The organism is Rhodothermaceae bacterium (assembly GCA_009838195.1).
Classification (GTDB): Bacteria; Bacteroidota; Rhodothermia; order Rhodothermales; family Bin80; genus Bin80.
Map to the genome: position 1 here is coordinate 1 of VXSC01000036.1, position 20,088 is coordinate 20,088.

The 20,088-nt window shown below is 50.5% G+C and carries 17 protein-coding genes and 1 pseudogene; 1 reads left to right on the forward strand and 17 read right to left on the reverse strand.

Going from position 1 to position 20,088, the window contains the following annotated elements; genetic code table 11:
* Window positions 1-2,668, reverse strand: a 2,668-nt coding sequence (locus tag F4Y64_07815) for a hypothetical protein (GenBank protein ID MXX97504.1), incomplete at its 3' end; no start/stop codon positions are given.
* A 487-nt stretch (window positions 2,669-3,155) separates the two neighbouring features.
* On the opposite strand from F4Y64_07815, the pseudogene F4Y64_07820 reads away from it, so the two are divergent.
* Window positions 3,156-3,379, forward strand: a pseudogene (locus F4Y64_07820) (peptidase S51).
* 129 nt (window positions 3,380-3,508) lie between these two features.
* Here F4Y64_07820 and F4Y64_07825 read toward each other — a convergent pair.
* From F4Y64_07825 to hrcA, 16 genes are all read right to left on the reverse strand, one after another.
* Window positions 3,509-4,930: a sodium:proton antiporter gene (locus F4Y64_07825; GenBank protein ID MXX97505.1), complete on the reverse strand. Its 1,422-nt coding sequence runs from the start codon at window positions 4,928-4,930 to the stop codon at window positions 3,509-3,511.
* Between the two features lie 8 nt (window positions 4,931-4,938).
* On the reverse strand, window positions 4,939-5,502 hold the full coding sequence (locus F4Y64_07830) for a thioredoxin family protein (protein ID MXX97506.1): 564 nt from the start codon (window positions 5,500-5,502) through the stop codon (window positions 4,939-4,941).
* An 84-nt stretch (window positions 5,503-5,586) separates the two neighbouring features.
* Complete coding sequence (locus F4Y64_07835) at window positions 5,587-6,237, reverse strand: hypothetical protein (GenBank protein ID MXX97507.1); 651 nt, start codon at window positions 6,235-6,237, stop codon at window positions 5,587-5,589.
* The gene (gene nadD, locus F4Y64_07840) at window positions 6,237-6,872 is read right to left on the reverse strand and encodes a nicotinate (nicotinamide) nucleotide adenylyltransferase (protein ID MXX97508.1); all 636 of its coding nucleotides are present in this window, start codon (window positions 6,870-6,872) and stop codon (window positions 6,237-6,239) included. The genes F4Y64_07835 and nadD overlap by 1 nt, the downstream gene beginning before the upstream one ends.
* A gap of 1 nt (window position 6,873) precedes the next feature.
* Window positions 6,874-7,674, reverse strand: coding sequence for an outer membrane protein assembly factor BamD (bamD, locus tag F4Y64_07845; protein ID MXX97509.1), 801 nt, complete (start codon window positions 7,672-7,674; stop codon window positions 6,874-6,876).
* 102 nt (window positions 7,675-7,776) lie between these two features.
* Window positions 7,777-9,186, reverse strand: a complete 1,410-nt coding sequence (locus tag F4Y64_07850) for an ABC transporter substrate-binding protein (GenBank protein ID MXX97510.1) — start codon at window positions 9,184-9,186, stop codon at window positions 7,777-7,779.
* Window positions 9,187-9,193: 7 nt separating this feature from the next.
* Complete coding sequence (gene guaA / locus F4Y64_07855; protein ID MXX97511.1) at window positions 9,194-10,765, reverse strand: glutamine-hydrolyzing GMP synthase; 1,572 nt, start codon at window positions 10,763-10,765, stop codon at window positions 9,194-9,196.
* A gap of 14 nt (window positions 10,766-10,779) precedes the next feature.
* Entirely contained in the window at window positions 10,780-11,163 is a 384-nt protein-coding gene (gene gcvH, locus F4Y64_07860; protein ID MXX97512.1) for a glycine cleavage system protein GcvH, read from the reverse strand.
* Window positions 11,164-11,175: 12 nt separating this feature from the next.
* Complete coding sequence (gene accC / locus F4Y64_07865; protein MXX97513.1) at window positions 11,176-12,519, reverse strand: acetyl-CoA carboxylase biotin carboxylase subunit; 1,344 nt, start codon at window positions 12,517-12,519, stop codon at window positions 11,176-11,178.
* Window positions 12,520-12,532: 13 nt separating this feature from the next.
* Window positions 12,533-12,979 carry an acetyl-CoA carboxylase biotin carboxyl carrier protein gene (gene accB / locus F4Y64_07870; protein MXX97514.1) on the reverse strand — a complete coding sequence of 149 codons (447 nt, stop codon included), beginning with the start codon at window positions 12,977-12,979 and terminating at the stop codon, window positions 12,533-12,535.
* A 96-nt stretch (window positions 12,980-13,075) separates the two neighbouring features.
* A complete protein-coding gene (efp, locus tag F4Y64_07875; GenBank protein MXX97515.1) occupies window positions 13,076-13,642 on the reverse strand; it encodes an elongation factor P in 567 nt (188 codons plus the stop codon).
* 87 nt (window positions 13,643-13,729) lie between these two features.
* On the reverse strand, window positions 13,730-14,470 hold the full coding sequence (bshB1, locus tag F4Y64_07880) for a bacillithiol biosynthesis deacetylase BshB1 (protein MXX97516.1): 741 nt from the start codon (window positions 14,468-14,470) through the stop codon (window positions 13,730-13,732).
* The gene (locus F4Y64_07885; GenBank protein MXX97517.1) at window positions 14,470-17,067 is read right to left on the reverse strand and encodes a leucine--tRNA ligase; all 2,598 of its coding nucleotides are present in this window, start codon (window positions 17,065-17,067) and stop codon (window positions 14,470-14,472) included. Before F4Y64_07885 ends, bshB1 begins: the two co-directional genes overlap by 1 nt.
* 94 nt (window positions 17,068-17,161) lie before the next feature.
* The gene (dnaJ, locus tag F4Y64_07890; protein MXX97518.1) at window positions 17,162-18,319 is read right to left on the reverse strand and encodes a molecular chaperone DnaJ; all 1,158 of its coding nucleotides are present in this window, start codon (window positions 18,317-18,319) and stop codon (window positions 17,162-17,164) included.
* Window positions 18,316-18,936 (reverse strand): nucleotide exchange factor GrpE, encoded by a 621-nt coding sequence (locus F4Y64_07895; GenBank protein ID MXX97519.1) that lies wholly within the window; start codon window positions 18,934-18,936, stop codon window positions 18,316-18,318. Before F4Y64_07895 ends, dnaJ begins: the two co-directional genes overlap by 4 nt.
* Window positions 18,929-20,035, reverse strand: coding sequence for a heat-inducible transcription repressor HrcA (hrcA, locus tag F4Y64_07900; GenBank protein MXX97520.1), 1,107 nt, complete (start codon window positions 20,033-20,035; stop codon window positions 18,929-18,931). The genes F4Y64_07895 and hrcA overlap by 8 nt, the downstream gene beginning before the upstream one ends.
* Window positions 20,036-20,088: the final 53 nt, after the last annotated feature.

A 20,088-nucleotide genomic window follows, 5' to 3' on the forward strand; every position in this document is an offset into this window, starting at 1 on the left:
CAGAACCGGTGATGGTATAGTCCGAATCTTCGTCTGCCGTGCCGCCCAGCGTATAACTCAACGTGAAATCACTCGCGGGCGAAGGATGTATGAGAACCTCGATCTCGTACGTACCCGTATCTTCCAGCGCGCTCGATGCCGCCGAAGCAAAGCGGGCATACGGAGTATATTCATTGTCCACGATCGTCAACTCATGTTCGGTCGGATTTCTCATGTTGTATCCCACACCTAATTCCAGTTGCAGAAGCAACGTCTCGTCCGGCTCAATCTCGGCGTCGTCAATAATCTTGACGGGGATGTTCACTGAGGTCGCAAGCGCAGGCACTGAAACCGTCCGGGAATTGTTAATGGTATAGTCCGAACCTCCGGTCGCCGTGCCGTCTAAAACGCTGTAGTTCAATGTGAAACCGGACACCGGGGCAGGATCAATGGTTACTTTTGTGTCGTATGTACCCGCGTTTTCATTCACACTGCCCTTCGCCGAAACAAAACGGATTCTCGGGTGGTCATCGTCCATGATTGTCAGCTTATGTATGCTTGGTTTTAGCAACCCGTTGCCCGTGCCAGCGGTGAATGTCAAAATCACCGTCTCGTCCAACTCACCCAATTGGTCGTCAATAATCTTGACCGGGATATTCGCTAAGGTCGCAAGCGCAGAGACCTTAACCGACCCGGAACTTGTGATTGTATAGTCCGAATCTGCAGTCGCCGTGCCGCCTAGAGTGTAGCTAAACGTAAAATCGGACACGGGTGCAGGAGCGATGACTACGCTCATATCGTGCGTGCCAACATCTTCCGTCACATTGCTACTATATAAGGAAAAACCGATCCTTGGCACATCATTATCTACGATCGTTAACTCATGTTTTCTCGGGCTCCCCAGCTTGTGCCCCGCACTAGGGATCAGCGTGAGGATGACCATCTCTTCATGCTCGTCATAATGGTCATCCTTAATCACAACGGGGATCTTCGCCGAAGATGCATGCGCAGGGACCTGAATCTCCCACGAAGAAGGAATGATGTAGTCTTGGCCCGACGACGCCGTGCCGCTAACCTCAAAGCACAATTTGAAACTGGACACGGGGACAGGATCGATGGTTACATCTATGTTGTGTGTGCCAACATCCTCTTTTACCCTGCCCTTTTCGAAAACAAAACGGGCCAATGGCTCATCGTTGTCCACGATCGTTATCTCATGTTCGCTCGGGCTCTCCAGCCTATATTTTGTGCCACCACTGACAAGTGTCAGGATGACCGTCTCATCATGCTCATGCTCCCCGTCATCAACAATCTTAATCGGGATGCTCACCGAGCCCACATTCGCGGGCACCGAGACCGTCACGGAATTAACGGTTTTGTAATCTTTACCATTGGTCGCCGTACCGCCCAGCGTGTAACTAAATGTAAAATCAGCCACGGGTTTAGGATCAATGTCCACGCTCACATAGTGCGTACCAACATCTTCATAGACGCTACTTTTGGCCGAAACAAAGTGAAGGGCCGGCAAATCATCGTCGATGATCGTAATCTTGACCTTTTCGGGATCACCCACATGGTGGTACACCGGACCTTGCAAGTTCCCTTCATCAATCCCCACCGTAAACTCTCTGTACCCGCCGCCAGCATTATCCTTATGGGTCTGAATCTGCCCGCTACCCTTCGTATTATATGCTTTGATCGTTATCGAAGCTAATGAAGTATAGTCGCCAGGATCAACGGCCGTGTCCTGAGGATTGGGGTAGTGCAACGGTACCGTCTGATCAATAGGGATTCCGTACGACATTGCAGCCGTGATCGTCACCGATTGGCCTTCTACCACTGGATTCGGAGAGGCCGATAGCGTGATCGACGGGGCAGGATCTAACACCAAAATAGGACACAAACAGTCAGAATGTGCGTGTGCCACATCTGGAACTCCTAATACATACCCTGAAACATGACTGTTGTACCCCCCGATAATATTGAACTTGAATGGGTCGGACATCTCTTTCCCCGCCGGGATCGTGACTGTGATCAGATCCTGATTTATATCGCTTAATTTTCGAACCTTCTCAGAGAACTTAAGCTCAACCTTGATATCCTGTGCCTGTACCGGAGTGACCACTGCCCTGACGATAACCGAATCTCCGATACCGATATATCCAGACGAAAGTCTCAAACACACCTCTGGCGTCGCATCGCTACCCTGGATCGCCACTGGAGTAAGACCTCCGAGATCTACTCCCGGGGGCAATTCATCCATCACCACTACAAAGTTCCTGTAGTGTGTATCCACAGGGACTTGGAATTCAGTTGTCTTGGTTTTTGAATCCTCAAGGGGGATCGTAAATGGTTTTGAATCTCCTCCCGAAACCATCGAGAAATTCTGGGCATTGCCCAGTAACTGTTCAAAATCGCTCCACCGGTTACCTATTGAATCTACGGCTGACACGTAGACGCTCGTGCCTGATCCCTCGTGAGGAAAAAATGGAAAAACAAAGGCGGGGCTGCGTTGGGAAAATTCGCCTTCGCTCACGCGAATCGCTTCGAAAGGAGCGGTACGCGGTTCAGCAGAAAATAGCGTAGTCGCGACAACGTCCTGCTCGCGTTCTTCAACAGCATGCACATGGGGATCCAGCAACTCCCAAGGAGATACGCCAGAATGGACTTCAACGTTCGGTGTACGCACCTGACCGAGCACCAAAGCAGGGAAAAACAATACCCCAAGGCCAACGGAGTTCAGGGCATGTCGAATGCGGACCCTGAAACGATTCCGTTCACCGAAGAGAAAGCTAACTACTTTCGCGTCATACTATCCGAGTTTCAATGAAACAGTACAAGAACCATCGCAGTCAATGTAAGTAATCGTCTGTACAATGTCAACCCCTGATGGAATTGCCTATCTCGGTTCACCTAACAATGAGTCACTTCCATAAAAATGGGGATAGAAGCACAGCTGCTCCCACTAAGCCGTAACTCCCCGTAAAATGGGATGTTTTGCTTTTGTTTTTGCAGAATTCGAGACCGTTTTCAGCCAAAATTCATGCTCTCTCACCTGTTTTTTGTAATGGAATCATGATTCAAGCAGCAGAAATACGAACAACTCACAGGCGATTACCCCGAACATCTTAATTTGGATGAGCCAAAAACGAGTTAGTGGGAATTGCTGATAGAAGCAAACAAATACCATTATGATGGGCGATCGTGAAGAAGGTTTCAGAGTTCTGCAAAACACAGCCATCGATCAACACCTGCACGACGTAACCGCCAGTGGGACCTCCTTGAAATCCTCCATGCTCATCCTGAGATACTCGGTATTGGAATTGACGAAAACACCGCCATTGTCGTGCAGCAGGACTGGTTTGAAGTGATCGGATCCTCGTATGTCGTGATTTATGATAGACAGCACATGATTGAAGGGGGAGGCCATTATTATTTTTTGAGCCCCGGAGATACCTATCACCTCCCCGAACGCAGTCCCTATCGCAATAATGAGCCCCTTGAACGCGTGATCAAACACACCTAGTAGTCAGGCCAAGATTCCAGCAACCAGAAACGCACAAAATGACACGCCCGCAATGAGTGCGGAGTAAGGCAGCTGCGTATTCACATGGTCGACATGATCGCAAGCAGATGCCATTGAGGAGATGATGGATGTATCCGATAACGGTGATGCATGATCTCCATAGACTCCCCCTGAAAGGATCGCTCCGAGCATAAGTGGTTCAGAGATCCCCAGCCCTTCAGCCAATGGCAATGCTAGGGGAATCAGGATTGCAAACGTGGTCCAGGATGACCCCAGAGTGAAGGATACAATACATCCTATTGCAAAAACCAACGCCGGCAACCACCAGGTCCAGATATCCTCTCCCAAAATCGAAACAATATAGGGTCCCATTTCCAAGTCACGTGACACCTTGCCAAGCGCAAAGGCCAGAACTAAAAGCGCAACCACACCAACCAAACCTGACGCTCCTTTAATGACATAATCAGTGGATTTTGCGGGAGTTAACAATATTTCTCCCTTGCGTGGGATCATGTAAATGACCATCGCTACTATCACTGCAATCCCTACAGCCCACAATACCGCAGTTGAGCCACTTCCCTCCATCAGATTACCGTCCCCCGTTACGTAGAGGCTGACGAAGATCATACCTATCATTACAGCGATCGGGGCCAAAAAGTCATAAACTCGACCCCGGTCTGGGTGAATCGGCTCCAAACCGGCCACCTCATCTGCAATCATTGGACTGGATCCAGGACGAATCAACTCCCCGGTCGTAGCCGCCCGACGCTCCGCCCTGCGCATTGGTCCGAATCCCCATCCGGTCAAAGCAAGCAGCAGTGCAAAAAAGATCGCCAGAAGTGAAAAAAAATTGTAGGGCAATGCAGCAACCAATGTATTCACTGCAGTCGTCTCGTATCCCTGAACCAGCAACAATCCTAACACAAATGCTCCCCAGCCGTTGAGAGGAATCGCCATACAAACAGGAGCGCTGGTCGCATCACAGTAGTATGCCAGTTTTTCCCGTGGCAGTTTCAGACGATCGAAAAACGGTCGGCTAAGCGTACCTACAACCAAGGACGTAATACTGGATTCCACGAAGATAAGAAGACCTGTAAACCAGGCAAGTAACTCCACTCCTCTACGTGTCTTGGCAAGTCCTGCCTTCTGCACAACGTGCACAAAAGCTGCGACTCCCCCCGAAACCTGTACCAATGCGATCAACCCTCCGACCAAAAGGCTGAAGAGCAGGATTTTGGTGTTTGATGGCTCAGCAAATACGGCAACCATCACATTGGCCACCTGGGCTAACCCTTCGACTGGGTTTCCCCCGGCCAATATGGTTGTTCCAACCCAAAGGCCTGCAACCAGTGACAGAAAGACCTGTCGGGTCCACAACGCAAGACCAATCGCCACCAGTGGAGGCAATAGCACAATCCAATCCATGTCCTGGATTATTTCCACTTGATATTGCAGCCCATAGAGGGACGCTGTGGCATTGTGACGACCCCCAAGTTTAGGAGTTCGTCCACAGCCTGCAGAAATTCTTCTCCAGTCGACTGCCCCATTCCCGGACGAGTTTCATCAAACCGTCCCCGGTAAGCAAGACAATGATTTGCATCGTACAAGAAAAAATCTGGAGTACATTCTGCGCCATAGGCCTTGGCCACCGACTGGAATTCATCATACAGATAGGGAAAAGGATACTCCTTCTCCGCTGCACGCTGCCCCATTGCCTCGAATGAATCCTCCGGATACTGGATGGTATCGTTGCTGCTGATTCCAACCAGATTCACGCCCTTATCCCTACAGACCTGAGCGGCGCGGATCAATGCATCCTCAACATGGATGACAAATGGACAATGATTGCACATGAACACAATCGCAAACGGAGCATCATCTTCCAGGTCCTCAAGACTGAGGATATCACTCCCGGCAATCTGGGGATTGCTGGCGGGCAATTCGAATCCTGGGGCCTTTGACCCAAGTTCTGTCATTTTTGAGTATGTCAGTGCCATGACTGTTTGATCGTTTGTGATGGTTCGAAAATAGGGAAATAGTCCATACCTCCCACTTCTGAAAGACAAAGTCTCATCAAATTTCTACACCTGATCTCTTTCCCGAACACGATTAAGCGGCTCCGTTACGCAGCGGGCAATACTTGCTAGATGCTCTCCAACTCGCCCAATCGAGCAAACACCAATCGTGCATACTACGGCCCTGTTTGCTGGTAATTCCGAGCTGGCCAACAGATCAAAAATACCCCGCAATACTTCTGCGATCTTCTTTTGCTCATCCTGAACCGCCTTCGCTTTCTCTATATCCCCTTCCAAAAAACAATCCCGAGCAGCATCAAATTGTGCAAGTGTTTGATTCCGCAGTTCACGAATTTCATCTACAGTAGAGCCAATGCGAGGATGGGTTGCCAGCAAAGCCGCCGATTCCATGACGCGCCCCATACGTCCAATCCGCTCTGCTTCCTGTGCAACGGTCAAAAGTTTCATGCACAGAACCAACTCCCGCTTCGGGTCAATATTTAAATGCTCCAATACTGCTCGACGCACCGAGTGCTCACGCTTACAAATTACAGCTTCCTGCGCCGACAGATCTTCGTCAAGAATTTCATTTTCCAGCAATCGCCCGCTCGATGCCGCGAATAAATTGCGCCCCGTATCCAGCATAACCTTGATATCATCCAAGGCATCTTTGATTAGCGGTGGCTGGTTGCCCGTGAGAAAGTCTAAAAAGCCCATTATCTCAAACGGAAATGATTTTCGGTCCTGGTTTTATCCTTATAGAGACGATGTTCGTTAATATAGTCCCGTACACTTTCCAAGATCAAATAGCGCACCGATTTTTCTTCGAAAATCCTCTTGCGGATATATTCAGCACTCAAGGACATAACCGGGGCATCTGCAAACTCAACCCGCCCCGACAAATAGTCAGGCAAAGCTAAAGCCGTATACGTGACAGGATAATTCATCCGAGGATAAACCAATAGCTTCACTTCTTTGGCAATCTCCTCCGGCTGTGTCCAAGTGTCAAAATACGCTAGGCTGTCGCCCCCGAGAACCAAATTAAACTCCGCATCAGGATACCGCTTCCTGAGCGCACCCAGCATCCGTATGGTATAGGTCGGCGAATCAAGTGTTTTCTCTATGTCGGAAACCTGAAAAAATGAATGCTCTGCCACAGCAGCACGCACCATACCGAGCCTGTACTTGTATGGCGTGAGCTGAATCGTCGACTTATGAGGTGGAGCATAAGTGGGTACCCATAAAACCACATCCAAATTAAACTGTGACCGAATCGTCTCAGCAACAATGGAATGTGCGATATGCGGTGGATTGAAACTACCCCCGAAGATCCCCACCTTCATCGGATGCATACTATAAGGTTGCGCTATCCGCAATCAACTCATCCAGTCTCCCCTCTGCCAAGTCACCGAGTTCCCTTGCTTCATCCATAACCTCACTCTCGGGAAAGAGGTCCAGCAGCCTCTGGTAATGCGTGATTGCTTTCTGAAGCCGCTCAGGCTGGCGCGCTTCGATACTCTGTGCACTGAATTCTATGTAGCATCGCATTGCACCCAACAGGGCATCATCTGCCAGTGGGGTATCAGGAAATTTGTCAAAGACCACCTCATAAGACAAAGCTGCTGCCTGGTAAAGTCCTCGCCGCTCATAGAGCATTGCAGCATGGAACTGCTTGTCAGCCAATTTCTGCCGCAATTCCCCCACACGCTGAATGGCAACCCCCACGGAGTCATGATCTGAATAAAGCTGGATGTATAAGTTGAAGGCTTCCACACCTCTCCGTGTGTCCGTCTGATCCAGTTCAATTTGCGGAGACCTCTCAAAAAATGTCATCGCCCGCTCAAACTCGGCATCCGCGGCCCGTGGATCAGCTCTGTAAAGCTCCGAAAATCGCGTGTATTCGCTTGCCGCTAGAATGTAGTCCCTGTTCTTTCGGTATGAACGTGCAAGGTAGAGTTGTGCGTTAGCCGCCCACTCGTGGGTTCGTCCAAAATCGAATACGCCCTGAAAATACTGCGCCGCCCGACTGTAACGACCAGCCTCATAGTGAGCCAATCCCTTCTCGTATGCATCACTGGGCGAATCGTAGCTAAGACGACCAGATCCTGAACATCCCGCTAGTAGCAGGAAGGAGATAATCAAAACTTTTTTCATCGAGAAATGCGATAATTCAGTGTCGGCGAATCCGGTATCTTGAAACGTATCCCCTCCTGGGATCATTGCGTAGTTACCTGAATGAGCCCGGTTCTGTTCCTGCTAGTGAACAAGCTGTGGCCCAATGGGAGTATGCTCAAACAAATACAATGCCGTGTTATGTCGCTTCTCCCCGAATTGAATGCGCATCCGTACCCCCTCATAGGGTGGTGCATTCAGTAGATGATCTGCCAAGTCTCCCCCCCGGCCCAGGTTCTCCAGTAGCAACCCGGTTATATCATATCCTATGCAAGCAAGCTGATCCGGCTCAACACCTTCATGGGACTGCCGATATGCTCGGATAAACCTGCGTGCTTCCATCCTGGTATTCTGATAATCAACACCGACATAGAATACCCTCATCGCCGTTCCCAGCCTATCTATATTGAGGGAAAACCAAGGGGATGGCCCTAGTATGTAAGGGGTAAGCCCCGTCGATTGAATGCTGCTTACCCCGCTCTGGACAAGACGGGACGCCTCTCTTTGATTATCGTGATAAACGGAGAAGAAGATCCCTTCCGCAGCCGAGAGCGAATCACGTCCGATCAATTGTGACAGTCTGGACCAATCAAAAGACGATCCAACCTTATATGTGAAATTGGGAGTTAAGCCGCTTGCCGCCAACTCTTCTATGAATCCTTGTGCCATTTCCCGGCTCACATCATTTCCCACCTCTTCCACAATGCCAATGGCTTCCAAGCTCAGGTATTCTATCGCCTGACGCGCTATGGCCTGCCCTCGTTCAGACAACGTGGCATTCGCCTGAAAAACATAGCGCCGACCTTCTGTAAGTGTTTTATCCGTAGCCAATGGAGCAATCAGGACCGTTCCGTTTTGTTCTGTCACACGAGCAGCAGTGTGTACCTGCTCACTGAAAAGTGGCCCAATGATGACAGATACTCCCTCCTCCACCAGAGAACTTGCTGCGAAACGTGCACCTTCAGAAGTGTTTCCGGTGTCTCTAAAAATAATTTTCACCTTCTGCTCATTCCTCCGGTTGTAAGCATCAACAGCCAACTGAACTCCAGAAAATATTGAGCGTGTTATCGCCAGTTCACCGGAGGAAAGCGGCAAGGCTAAACCAAGTCGAATTGCATTATCATTCCACTGCGCATATTGTATATCCCGCCGAGCCACCGCAATCAGACGTGTAGCCTCCGCGAAATAGCGACTGTTGGGGTAGCGATCCCGGAACTCATCCATCAGTTGAATCGCTCGAAGATATTCACCCAGCCGGTGAAGCGACTTCCCTGCCATCAAGTACGCAGCGGTTGTTTTCTTTTGCACACGCTCCCGCTCATATACATCCCTGAATTGGACATAAGCACCCGAGTAGTCTCCTGATTCAAACGCATCCAACGCAGACTGAAATACCTGCTCTGTATCTGACACGCTGATTGGCTGAGCCTGCGCAACTGGCACCAATTCAGCTACGAACAGAGCAATCAAGATTCCTATCTGGAGAACTTTCATTTGAGACCTATTCCCATTCAATAGTGGCTGGAGGCTTCGAACTGATATCGTATGCCACACGGTTAATCCCTCTCACTTCATTCACAATCCGATTGGCCACATGCCCCAGAAACTCTAGGGGGAGCTTTGCCCAGTCCGCTGTCATCCCATCCTTACTGGTCACGGCTCTAAGTACGCAGACCTGCTCGTAGGTACGCTCATCCCCCATGACCCCCACGCTTTGAACGGGAAGCAAAACTGCAAAGGCTTGCCATACTGAAGTATAGTACCCCTGGGTATGCAGTTCTTCAATAAATATTCGATCTGCCTCCCGAACAAGCTCCAGTGTTTTATCACATACCTCACCAAGAATTCGAACAGCAAGCCCGGGGCCTGGGAATGGATGTCGACCAATCATCTCTTTTGGCAGTCCAAGCAATGTACCGATCTCGCGAACTTCGTCTTTGAATAACTCCCGAAAGGGCTCAAGGATCTCAAATGGATGATCTTCGGGTAATCCACCAACATTATGATGTGTCTTGATGGTCACACTCGGTCCCTTGAACGACACGCTTTCGATCACATCTGGATAAAGTGTTCCTTGTGCCAGGAATCTTGGTTTTGCCCCCAGTGCAAATGAGATCGCTGACGTAGCTTCTTCAAAGACATGTACAAACGTGTTCCCAATCACGACTCGCTTACGTTCGGGATCCGTAATTCCCTGCAGTTGCTTCAGAAAACGTTCACTGGCATCAATTGCTTCCAAGCGTATATGGAAATGATCTCGAAATGTCCGCTGTACACTCTCCCATTCACCATGTCGCAGTAGCCCGTTGTTGACAAAAATGCAGGTAAGTTGATCGCCGATCGCCTTGTGAATCAGGCAGGCGGCAACGGAAGAATCCACCCCTCCCGACAGCCCCAGAATCACATTGTCTTTCCCCACGACATCCCTGATCTCGGCAACCTTCTGCTCCAGGAAAGAAGCCGGCGACCAATCACCACGGCAGCCACAAATGTTGCGGACAAAATTCTCGAAAATATGACGACCACTCTCGGTGTGTACCACCTCGGGATGAAACTGCACACCGTAATGGGGGAGCGTCTCATGACGCAGAGCTGCAATGGGCGCACTTCTCGTATCTGCAATGATCTCATACCCCTTTGGAACATCTACGGGTAGATCCCCATGGCTCATCCAAACCTGTGAGCCATCTTTAACCCCTTCCAATAGATCATCATCCTGGAGGACATTGATCCGAGCACGTCCAAATTCCCGATGCTTTGCCGCCTGCACCCTCCCCCCGATCGAATGCACCATAACCTGTAACCCATAGCAAATCCCGAGCAAAGGCATTGGTGAGCCATCCTCCCGACGCAATTGAAGAAGCTCTGGGTCCAATTGGGGTGCTCCCTCTTGGTAGACCGAACTCGGCCCCCCGGAAAGAACAATCCCCTGCACGCCAGCTAGCTGCTTTAACTGCTGAATCGAAGTCGTGCAGGGAAGAATCTCCGAGAATACCCCGGCCTCGCGTATACGCCGCGCAATCAGTTGGGTGTATTGTGCCCCAAAATCAAGAACAATGATTCGCTCATTCATGCAAACTGAAGAGCTTATGCCACATGATCAGCATACTCTTGGGCAGACAATAGAGATTCGATCTGGGTAGGATCAGATAGGCTGACTTCAATGATCCAACCCTCACCGAACGGATCACTGTTTACAAGCTCTGGATTCGTTTCAAGTTCTGCGTTATGCTGATTGATGGTCCCGCTTACAGGAAGGAAGAGATCCGATACTGCCTTGACCGCTTCTACGGAGCCGAATACATCCCCCTGCTCCAACGTCTCTCCTTCAGGTTCCAACTCTATAAATACAATATCCCCAAGCTCTCCCTGTGCAAAATCTGTAATCCCAATCGTTACGCTCACCCCGTCTGAATGTACGCGGACCCACTCATGTTCTGCGGTATATTTCAACTCTTCAGGAAGTTTCATCAATGAATTATGTCAGTGTGGCTGTTGTAGCATCTGATTCTCCACGAAATGTGTATCAATTTCGCCAGAGAGGAATGCGGGATGCTGTAACAATTCTTTGTGAAATGGGATCGTCGTAGCTACTCCCTCCAGAATGAATTCGTCCAAAGCACGCTGCATCCGCCGGATCGCCCATTCTCTGGTGGGCGCATACGTAACGAGCTTGGCAATCATGGAATCGTAATGGGACGGAATAACATATCCGGCATACACATGAGTGTCAATCCGGACCCCCGGGCCTCCGGGAGCATGGAACTGTTCAATCCTGCCTGGGCAGGGGCAGAAATTTTTATCGGGATCCTCTGCATTAATTCGGCACTCAATCGCGTGCCCTTTGATTGAAAAATCAGATTTATAGAGACTTTCTCCCATTGCTACACGGATCTGTTGTTGGATCAGATCAAACCCCGTGACTTCTTCCGTGACCGGATGCTCGACCTGAATCCGCGTATTCATTTCCATGAAGTAAAACTCACCGCTTGAATCGAGCAGAAATTCAACCGTACCTGCGCCTTCGTAATTCACCGATTCTGCACCCGCGATTGCTGCAGCTCCCATTCGGGCACGTAAATCCTCATCTACGGCAATGGAGGGAGCTTCCTCCAGCAATTTTTGGTGACGTCTCTGGATTGAGCATTCCCTTTCTCCATAGTGCAGTGCATTCCCCTTTCCATCCCCCATGACCTGAAGTTCGATGTGCCGCGGATTCTGGATCAGCTTTTCGATGTAGATATCAGAATTCCCGAATGCTCCTTCCGCTTCCGCCTGTGCAGACTGAAAATGAAGCTTAAAATCGTCACCATCCATCACGGCACGCATCCCGCGGCCGCCACCCCCTGCGCTGGCCTTGATCATGACCGGGTATCCAATGGAATCTGCAAACTGTTTTCCTTCTTCCAGAGACGATACGACCCCGTCCGAGCCTGGGACTACCGGAACCCCTGCAGCACGCATCTGGTCTCTGGCACGACTCTTATCCCCCATGATCGCAATCGTCTCCGGGGAAGGGCCAATGAATTTTATATCATGATCCGCACAGATCGCGCTGAACAATGCGTTTTCAGATAAAAACCCATATCCCGGATGGATCGCATCTGCCCCTGTAACCTCTGCAGCTGCCATAATTCGATCCGGTTTGAGATAGCTCTCCGTGGATACTGCCGGTCCGATACACACCGCTTCATCTGCATAACGAACATGCAATGCATCTTCGTCTGCTTTGGAGTAGACTGCTACGGATTCTAATCCCATCTCTTTACAGGCACGGATCACCCTTAAAGCGATTTCTCCCCTGTTCGCAATCAGAATTTTCTTCATACGAAGATCCAAATTATGCGGGATCAACGATTAGCAACGGCTGATCGTACTCAACCGCATCACCATCGCTGACAAGGATTTCCAGCACCGTCCCGTCCACTTCCGCTTCTACTTCATTCATCAGCTTCATCGCCTCTACAATGCACACGGTCTGGCCCTTCTGAATGCGATCTCCAACCTTAACAAACGGATCTGCATCCGGTGCCGGTTTGGCATAAAAAGTCCCCGGCGTGGGGGACAGTACAGGCGAACCCTTTGCGACTGGAGGTTCCGGCGATGACTCAGATGCGACAGGCGATTGGTTGCCCTGCTGGGATACATCGGTAACTGGCATAGACTCCGCCATAACAACCTGTGCCGGAGGGGCTGCCTGTATCGCCGGTGATGCATACTTTCGAACCAGAACACGTACACCGTCTGCCTCAATCTCGACCTCCGCCGCTTCGCTTTCGGATGCCATTGAGATCAACTCTCGAATACGATCAAAATCCCTCTTGGACCAGTTTTTAGAAAAAAATTTAGGCACTTACTTAATGGTTGTTTCTTGATGAATCGGCTATCCTGTAACCCTTGTAATGTAATCTCCCGTGTCCGTATTGACCCGAATCAAGTCCCCTTCCGAGATGAAGAGTGGAACATTGATCGTGGCCCCACTCTCCAACTTTGCCGGTTTTGTAGCTCCAGTAGCAGTATCTCCCCGAACACCAGGATCTGACTGAGTCACCCGCAATTCTACACTCTTGGGGATTTCAGCCAAGAGAGGTTCCTCGTTTTCTGCATGAAATAAAATATCAATCGCCCCCCCTTCCCTTAGAAATTCCCGTTTTGCTACATTTTCTGCAGGTAACGAAAACTGCTCATAATCCTGCATATTCATAAAATGCATCCCGAGCGAGTCTTCGTACAGAAATTGGTGCTCTCGGCGCTCAATCCGCGCACCCTTCACCTTCTCACCTGCCCGGAATGTCTTGTCTACTACACGCCCGGTTCGAACATTCTTGAGTGTCGTCCGAACAAAGGCTCCCCCTTTTCCGGGCTTGACGTGCTGGAATTTGACGATCTGCCACAGCTCGTCCGCAATCTGCATGGTAAAGCCATTCCGAAAGTCTGTCGTATCTGCCATGACTCTATGCACGACGCGTGGGTCGCGAAAATATAGGGAATTATATACTACCTACACGTCTATTGCACTGCAAAATATCCCTGTTACCTACTGAAAGGCTGCCTCCAAGTGCAAAAATGTACTGAGATCCGAAACCCCCAACGTCCCGCTATATTGAAAGGGCTCTCCATACGTGCAGCCAACCAGCTGCCCGTACGTGCGGGCACGCGCCTCAATCCACTCAAAAAATTGAGCATTGGAGATGTAGGTTTCCGACTCATCGCTGTGCTCCTTATACGCTGGGCTGTGGATCTGGGAGCCATAGCAACGGAGTGCTTCGGTGCGCCTCTTCCACGTACTGGTCACATCCACAACAAAATCCGGTTCAAAATGCCGTACCTCTGCAAAGTACAATAAATGCTGAGGGCGCCACGCCGGGACATCCGCACTTTGATCCAGTTTCTCCAATCCAGCATAGTAACATGCATTACGAACAAGATGATGTGCAGCCACATGATCTGGATGTCGGCATACAGCGGGATGCGTCATCACGATACGGGGGTGCCATTTGCGTAGTACACGAATGAGAGTACTCAATCCATCGGACGTAATATTTCCATCGGGCAGTCCAACGTTTTCACGTACGGAGAGTCCGAGGATTGATGCCGCTTCACTGGCTTCTCTAGCTCTTAGTTCCGGCGTCCCTCTCGTGCCCAATTCACCGCGAGTCAAATCTATGACGCCAACACGAAGCCCCTGCATCACCGACAAAATCAAGGTCCCCCCCACCGCTAATTCGACATCATCCGGGTGTGCAGCAATCGCCATTATATCTAGTTGCTCCGACATTACTTTGCAGCGACCAGATTAAGAATACGTCCAGGTACATAAATTTCCCGGCGGGGAGGATTTTCTCCCAAGAATCGTCGAACATTCGGTTCCAGCATCGCCGCCCGGATGACTTCTTGCTTATCTGCCTCTGGTGCAATACGGATGGTCGCCCGAACCCGCCCGTTCACCTGTACCGGTAAATCAACTACCTCCTCAGTCAGATATTCTTGCTTGAGTTCCGGCCAGGGAACATAGGCCAATGTGTCCTTATACCCAAAGCGAGACCATAACTCCTCCGCAATGTGAGGTGCAAACGGGGCAAGTAAAAGGACAAATGGCTCTGCAACCTTGCGAGGGACATCTTCCCACTTGAACGCTGCGTTCACAAACTCCATCAAGGCAGCGATGGCGGTATTCATGCGTAACTCCTCGATATCGCTTGTCACACGATCGATCGTCTGATGCAGGATGCGTAGTTGATCCTGATCGGGTTCTTTCTCGCTCAGAGGATTTTCCGTGATCAGCCGCCACGTACGACTAAGAAATCGAAAGGTCCCGTGAACTCCACGGGTACTCCACGGCTTCACCTGCTCCAGGGGGCCCATAAACATCTCATAGAGCCGGAATGCATCTGCACCATACTGCTCAATGATCTCATCGGGATTGATCACATTCCCACGACTCTTGCTCATCTTGAATGCGCGCACATCCAACTGAATATCCGGTGCTTCACTCAACACAAAGCGTTCCATACTTTTCGCGACTTTATCCTCGTCGATTTGAATCGCTTCCACGGTTGCCCCGGTGTAGATTTCCTTCCCATCGGTTACATTTTCGGCACTGACCCATTTTCCCGTCGTAGTGTCCCTCCAAGCCGTGTATTCAAGTTCACCCAGGATCATTCCCTGATGAACAAGTTTCGCAAAGGGCTCTGGCGTTGAAACTACACCGGCATCATACAGCACCATATGCCAAAATCGGGCATAGAGCAGATGAAGGACCGCATGCTCGGCTCCGCCAATATAGAGATCCACCGGCATCCAGTACCTTTCCAGTTCTGGATCTACTAGTCGTTTCGAGTTTTGGGGGTCAATGTAGCGCAAAAAGTACCAGCAGGATCCTGCCCATTGAGGCATTGTATTGGTCTCGCGTCTGGCTAAATTACCCGTATCGGGATTCGTGGTCATCAACCAATCTTTGGCCAAAGCAAGAGGGCCTTCCGGGGTTCCGCTCGGCTTAAATTCGTCCAATTCTGGCAGATTGATGGGAAGCACATCCTCTGGCAACGCTTGTACTTTTTCACTCTCGAAAATCATTGGGATTGGTTCGCCCCAATAACGCTGTCTGGAAAAGAGCCAGTCGCGCAACTTATAATTTACCTTGCGACGTCCCACATTGTGCTCTTCGAGCCAGTCAATAATTCGTGCTTTTGCTTCCTTAATTTGGAGACCATTTAAAAAGTCGCTATTGATGGCTACACCATCTCCCGTGTAGGCTAGTCCTGTAAATCCAGCGGGCGGCTGAACTGTACGCCGAATGGGGAGGTCATATTTTGCCGCAAACGCCCAGTCGCGCTCATCCTGACCTGGAACCGCCATGATCGCTCCTGTCCCATAGGAATACAGTACATAGTCTGCGATCCATATGGGAATTGCTTCTTCGTTTGCAGGATTTATGGCATATGCTCCTGTGAATACCCCCGTCTTATCTTTTTGAAGTTCCGTCCGTTCCAGATCGCTTTTATGGGAAGCCAACTCCTTGTAATTCTGTACTTGATCAAGCTGAGTTTCCGTAGAAATCTGATCTACCATTGGATGCTCAGGAGCGAGTACCATGTAGGTCGCTCCAAAGATCGTATCAGGACGCGTAGTGTAAACTCGAATCCTAGCGCCTTCTACTCCCTGAACCGGGAAGTCAATATCTGCCCCTTCACTGCGCCCGATCCAGTTACGCTGCATTTCCTTGGTACTCACGGGCCAATCTGTCTGCTCAAGTCCATCCAGCAGCCTTTCCGCATATTCAGTGATACGCAAGACCCATTGGCGCAGCATCCGTTTCTCGCAAGGGTGCCCACCGATATCACTCCTCCCATCTACAACTTCTTCATTCGCGAGTGTTGTCCCCAATTCTTCGCACCACCACACAGGCACCTTTGCCTCGTACGCAAGTCCCCTCTCAAACAACTTCAGAAAAATCCACTGTGTCCATTTGAAATAACTTGGATCTGTCGTATCAACCTCTCGATCCCAGTCATAGGAAAACCCTAGAGATTTTAGCTGCTTCCTGAATCGGGCAATATTCCGCTCAGTCGTAATGCGCGGATGTGTCCCCGTTCGAAGTGCGTACTGTTCGGCTGGGAGCCCAAACGCATCCCATCCAATCGGGTGCAAGACGCTGAATCCGCGCATCCGCTTGTACCGTGCCACAATGTCTGTCGCTGTGTACCCTTCGGGATGCCCCACATGTAACCCTGCGCCGCTGGGATAGGGAAACATATCCAGTACATAATACTTGGGTTTGGACGTATCTACCGTAATCGGTGTACGAAATGTCTTATTCGATTCCCAATACGCCTGCCACTGACTTTCAATTTCCCGAAAAGGGTATACCGCCATTTCTCAATCAGAAACTACAACTGTAGAGGGCTCTCCAAGGATTGTGGAATCGGCCGTGGATATGCTGCTTCATCGCTTCCGCTCTAGATTCATCTTACGCGAAGGCATCTTTTACTTTCGAAAAGAATGATTTATTCTTCCCTGTCTGGTCCGGTTGAAATGCATTAGAGTCCCGAAGTTTTTCCAACGCCTTCTTATCCGAATCAGAGAGATTCTGCGGCGTCCATACACGAATTCGGACCAGTTGATCGCCTTTTCTGGAACCTCTGAGTTGACCCAATCCTCGCCCCTGCATACGCAGAACCTTTCCGGACTGGGTTCCCGGGGCAATCTTGACACTCGCCCGCCCCGTGAGAGTCGGTACTTCGATGTCTGTCCCCAGCGCTGCATCGGGAAAAGAAATCTCTATATTGTAGATCAAATCACTACCTCTACGGACAAAATACTCGTGTGCCTTTTCACGGATCTCGATCCGCAGATCTCCCGATCTTCCTCCGCGAGCCCCAGAGTGGCCCTGGCCACGCAAGTTGATGACCATCCCATCCTCAACGCCGGCTGGCACTTTCACTTTTATGGACGACTCCCCATCCAGCCGCCCCTCCCCTCGACATTCTGAACATTTTTCCTCAATAACCTGCCCTTCGCCACGACACCTTCCACACTCGGACACGCTCACAAACTGGCCTAGTGGTGTTTGCCGTGCCCGACGTTCTTCCCCAGATCCATTACATACAATGCATACTTTTAATTGGCTCGCTCCCCCCTTTGCCCCACTCCCCTCACAAGTCTGGCATGGGGTCAACCGGCGAACTTTTACACGCTTTTCTGTCCCTTCCGCAATCTCCTCTAGTGTCAGAGCCAACTGCTGAGCAATAGTAGCCCCTGGCTGTCCCCTTTCCCGGGTACGCTGGCGCCTTCCTCCGAAGAAGTCATCAAACACCCCCCCACCTGATCCTCCTCCGAAGATATCGCTGAATGCACTAAAAATGTCATTTACATTGTCAAACCCCGGCTGCCCACCTCCACCTGATCCGCGTAAACCAGCTTCGCCATAACGATCATAAACCTCACGCTTCTTCTGATCACTCAACACCTCGTACGCTACCGCTGCCTCTTTAAAGCGGGCTTCCGCCGCCTTATCACCTGGATTTCGATCTGGGTGATTTTTTAATGCTTCCTTGCGATAGGCTTTTTTGATTTCTTCTGAGGACGCATCGCGGTTCACACCCAAAATGTCGTAGTAATCACTCATTGCGCATCAGCCTCAGCTGGAACCGCTGGTGCAATCCCCACAATCACCTTCGCATGTCTGAGCACCAGATCCCCCAGGCGATACCCCGCTTGGCTTTCGTACAGTATATGTCCATCTTCTTCGCCTTCGGGGGCAGGTGCCTGCCCCACCGCCTCATGAAGATGCTCGTCGAACGCCACCCCAACAGTCTGAATCCGTTTGAGTCCCAGTTTCTCAAGTTCACTAAGAAAATTTTCGAATACAAGATTAATTCCAGACTGTAGGGACGAGAAGGCATTGTCTTCTGATTCGGCTTCTGCAGCTGCAGTCAGGGATCTCTCCAGATCATCAAGAATCGGCAGCAGCGTTCGAATCACATTGGCTTTGGCACGGAGCGACCAGTCGGCGCGCTGATTCTCCATGCGTCGACGATAATTGGCAAACTCGGCTGCAACCCGGAGTCGCTGATCTTTCTCCGCAGCCAACTCTTCGACGCACTGCGTCAAGGGATCCTGTATCTCCTCTGTCTCAGAACCATTCACGGATCCCTCCCCGTTCTGAGGCTCGTTTTCACTTGCCTCAGAAGGTATCGATTCCCCAAGGGATTCGTCTTTTTCCTCTGAAAATTCTTCAGCCATTCGTATGTACTTGTTGTCTTGAACCTGTAATGGCGGGCCGATCAAGCAGAGAGGCCATCGTTTCTACGAGAGAAATTGCGCGACCATAATCCATACGCATCGGGCCGAGTAATCCAACCGTTCCCGTGCTCTGTCCCACGTTATACCGTGCGGTCACAATGGAGTAGGGGCTTACGGTTTCATCCTGAATCTCACTACCAATCCCCACAGACACCCAGTGATTGGTGTCAAGTTGACTGCCGGGTGCCTGCTCGAAGAGTCGAACGACATACCCCTCGTCCTCAATAAGATCGATGAGTTGCCGTACCTCATTCGTACTCTGAAATTCCGGCTGTGCGAGCAGTCCTCGCGTTCCTGAATGGGTCAGTCGGCCTTTTACTGGGTCACTGAACAGTACTGCTGACTCACCGAGAATCAACTGTACAATCCCGGTCGGGTCATGATCCAGATCTTTGGTTCGCGCAACATAGTCCCGCCGAATTTCCTCAAGTCGCAAGCCTGCCAGTCGTTCATTCAAAATCGACACAATTCGATCCAGATCTTGGCGCCGGATCTCCATATTCGTCTCGTAAACAATCGTTTTCACCAAGAGGCTCCGCACACTGATCACGATCATAATATTAGACTCGGAAAGTTGCACGACATCCAGTCGCTCCAGCACGCCGGTTGAAATTTTTGGGCTGAGAACCACCCCCAGAAGGTTCGACATGCGCCCCAGTAAACGGGAAGTCTCCCAGAAGAGCGTATCTGCATCCCCCATGAGCCGGTCGAGCCGTTCGTTGAGCAGCTTCTGCTCCTGTACGGATAGCTCCGGGGTTTCCATTAACTCATTCACAAATGCGCGATACCCCAACTCCGTCGGCATACGCCCGGCAGATCTGTGTGGGTGTCTGAGATACCCCTGTTCTTCCAGATCGGATAACGTATTGCGAACGGTGGCCGCACTCAGACCAAGAGAAGACTGCTTGGCCAGTTTTCGGGATCCCACCGGCCCTGCAGTATCGATAAAATTACGCACAACCAGGCGCAGAATCGCACGCTCACGATCCGTCAGTGTTGAGGATGAAACCCCATGATATGTAGGCCTGCGTTTACTCATAGATAATCTCAATCGCAAAATCCTTGCCGCACCAACAAAGTACAAACCAGCCT

What these genes read in the sequence shown, in the direction of transcription:
- bamD (MXX97509.1), bottom strand. Translation starts at nt 7,674, where the DNA reads ATGAAAAAAGTTTTGATTATCTCCTTCCTGCTACTAGCGGGATGTTCA.
- F4Y64_07835 (MXX97507.1), bottom strand. Translation starts at nt 6,237, where the DNA reads ATGGGCTTTTTAGACTTTCTCACGGGCAACCAGCCACCGCTAATCAAA.
- F4Y64_07885 (MXX97517.1), bottom strand. Translation starts at nt 17,067, where the DNA reads ATGGCGGTATACCCTTTTCGGGAAATTGAAAGTCAGTGGCAGGCGTAT.
- hrcA (MXX97520.1), bottom strand. Translation starts at nt 20,035, where the DNA reads ATGAGTAAACGCAGGCCTACATATCATGGGGTTTCATCCTCAACACTG.
- dnaJ (MXX97518.1), bottom strand. Translation starts at nt 18,319, where the DNA reads ATGAGTGATTACTACGACATTTTGGGTGTGAACCGCGATGCGTCCTCA.
- accC (MXX97513.1), bottom strand. Translation starts at nt 12,519, where the DNA reads ATGAAGAAAATTCTGATTGCGAACAGGGGAGAAATCGCTTTAAGGGTG.
- efp (MXX97515.1), bottom strand. Translation starts at nt 13,642, where the DNA reads ATGGCAGATACGACAGACTTTCGGAATGGCTTTACCATGCAGATTGCG.
- accB (MXX97514.1), bottom strand. Translation starts at nt 12,979, where the DNA reads ATGGCATCCGAAAGCGAAGCGGCGGAGGTCGAGATTGAGGCAGACGGT.
- F4Y64_07895 (MXX97519.1), bottom strand. Translation starts at nt 18,936, where the DNA reads ATGGCTGAAGAATTTTCAGAGGAAAAAGACGAATCCCTTGGGGAATCG.
- F4Y64_07850 (MXX97510.1), bottom strand. Translation starts at nt 9,186, where the DNA reads ATGAAAGTTCTCCAGATAGGAATCTTGATTGCTCTGTTCGTAGCTGAA.
- guaA (MXX97511.1), bottom strand. Translation starts at nt 10,765, where the DNA reads ATGAATGAGCGAATCATTGTTCTTGATTTTGGGGCACAATACACCCAA.
- F4Y64_07830 (MXX97506.1), bottom strand. Translation starts at nt 5,502, where the DNA reads ATGGCACTGACATACTCAAAAATGACAGAACTTGGGTCAAAGGCCCCA.
- F4Y64_07825 (MXX97505.1), bottom strand. Translation starts at nt 4,930, where the DNA reads ATGGATTGGATTGTGCTATTGCCTCCACTGGTGGCGATTGGTCTTGCG.
- bshB1 (MXX97516.1), bottom strand. Translation starts at nt 14,470, where the DNA reads ATGTCGGAGCAACTAGATATAATGGCGATTGCTGCACACCCGGATGAT.
- nadD (MXX97508.1), bottom strand. Translation starts at nt 6,872, where the DNA reads ATGCATCCGATGAAGGTGGGGATCTTCGGGGGTAGTTTCAATCCACCG.
- gcvH (MXX97512.1), bottom strand. Translation starts at nt 11,163, where the DNA reads ATGAAACTTCCTGAAGAGTTGAAATATACCGCAGAACATGAGTGGGTC.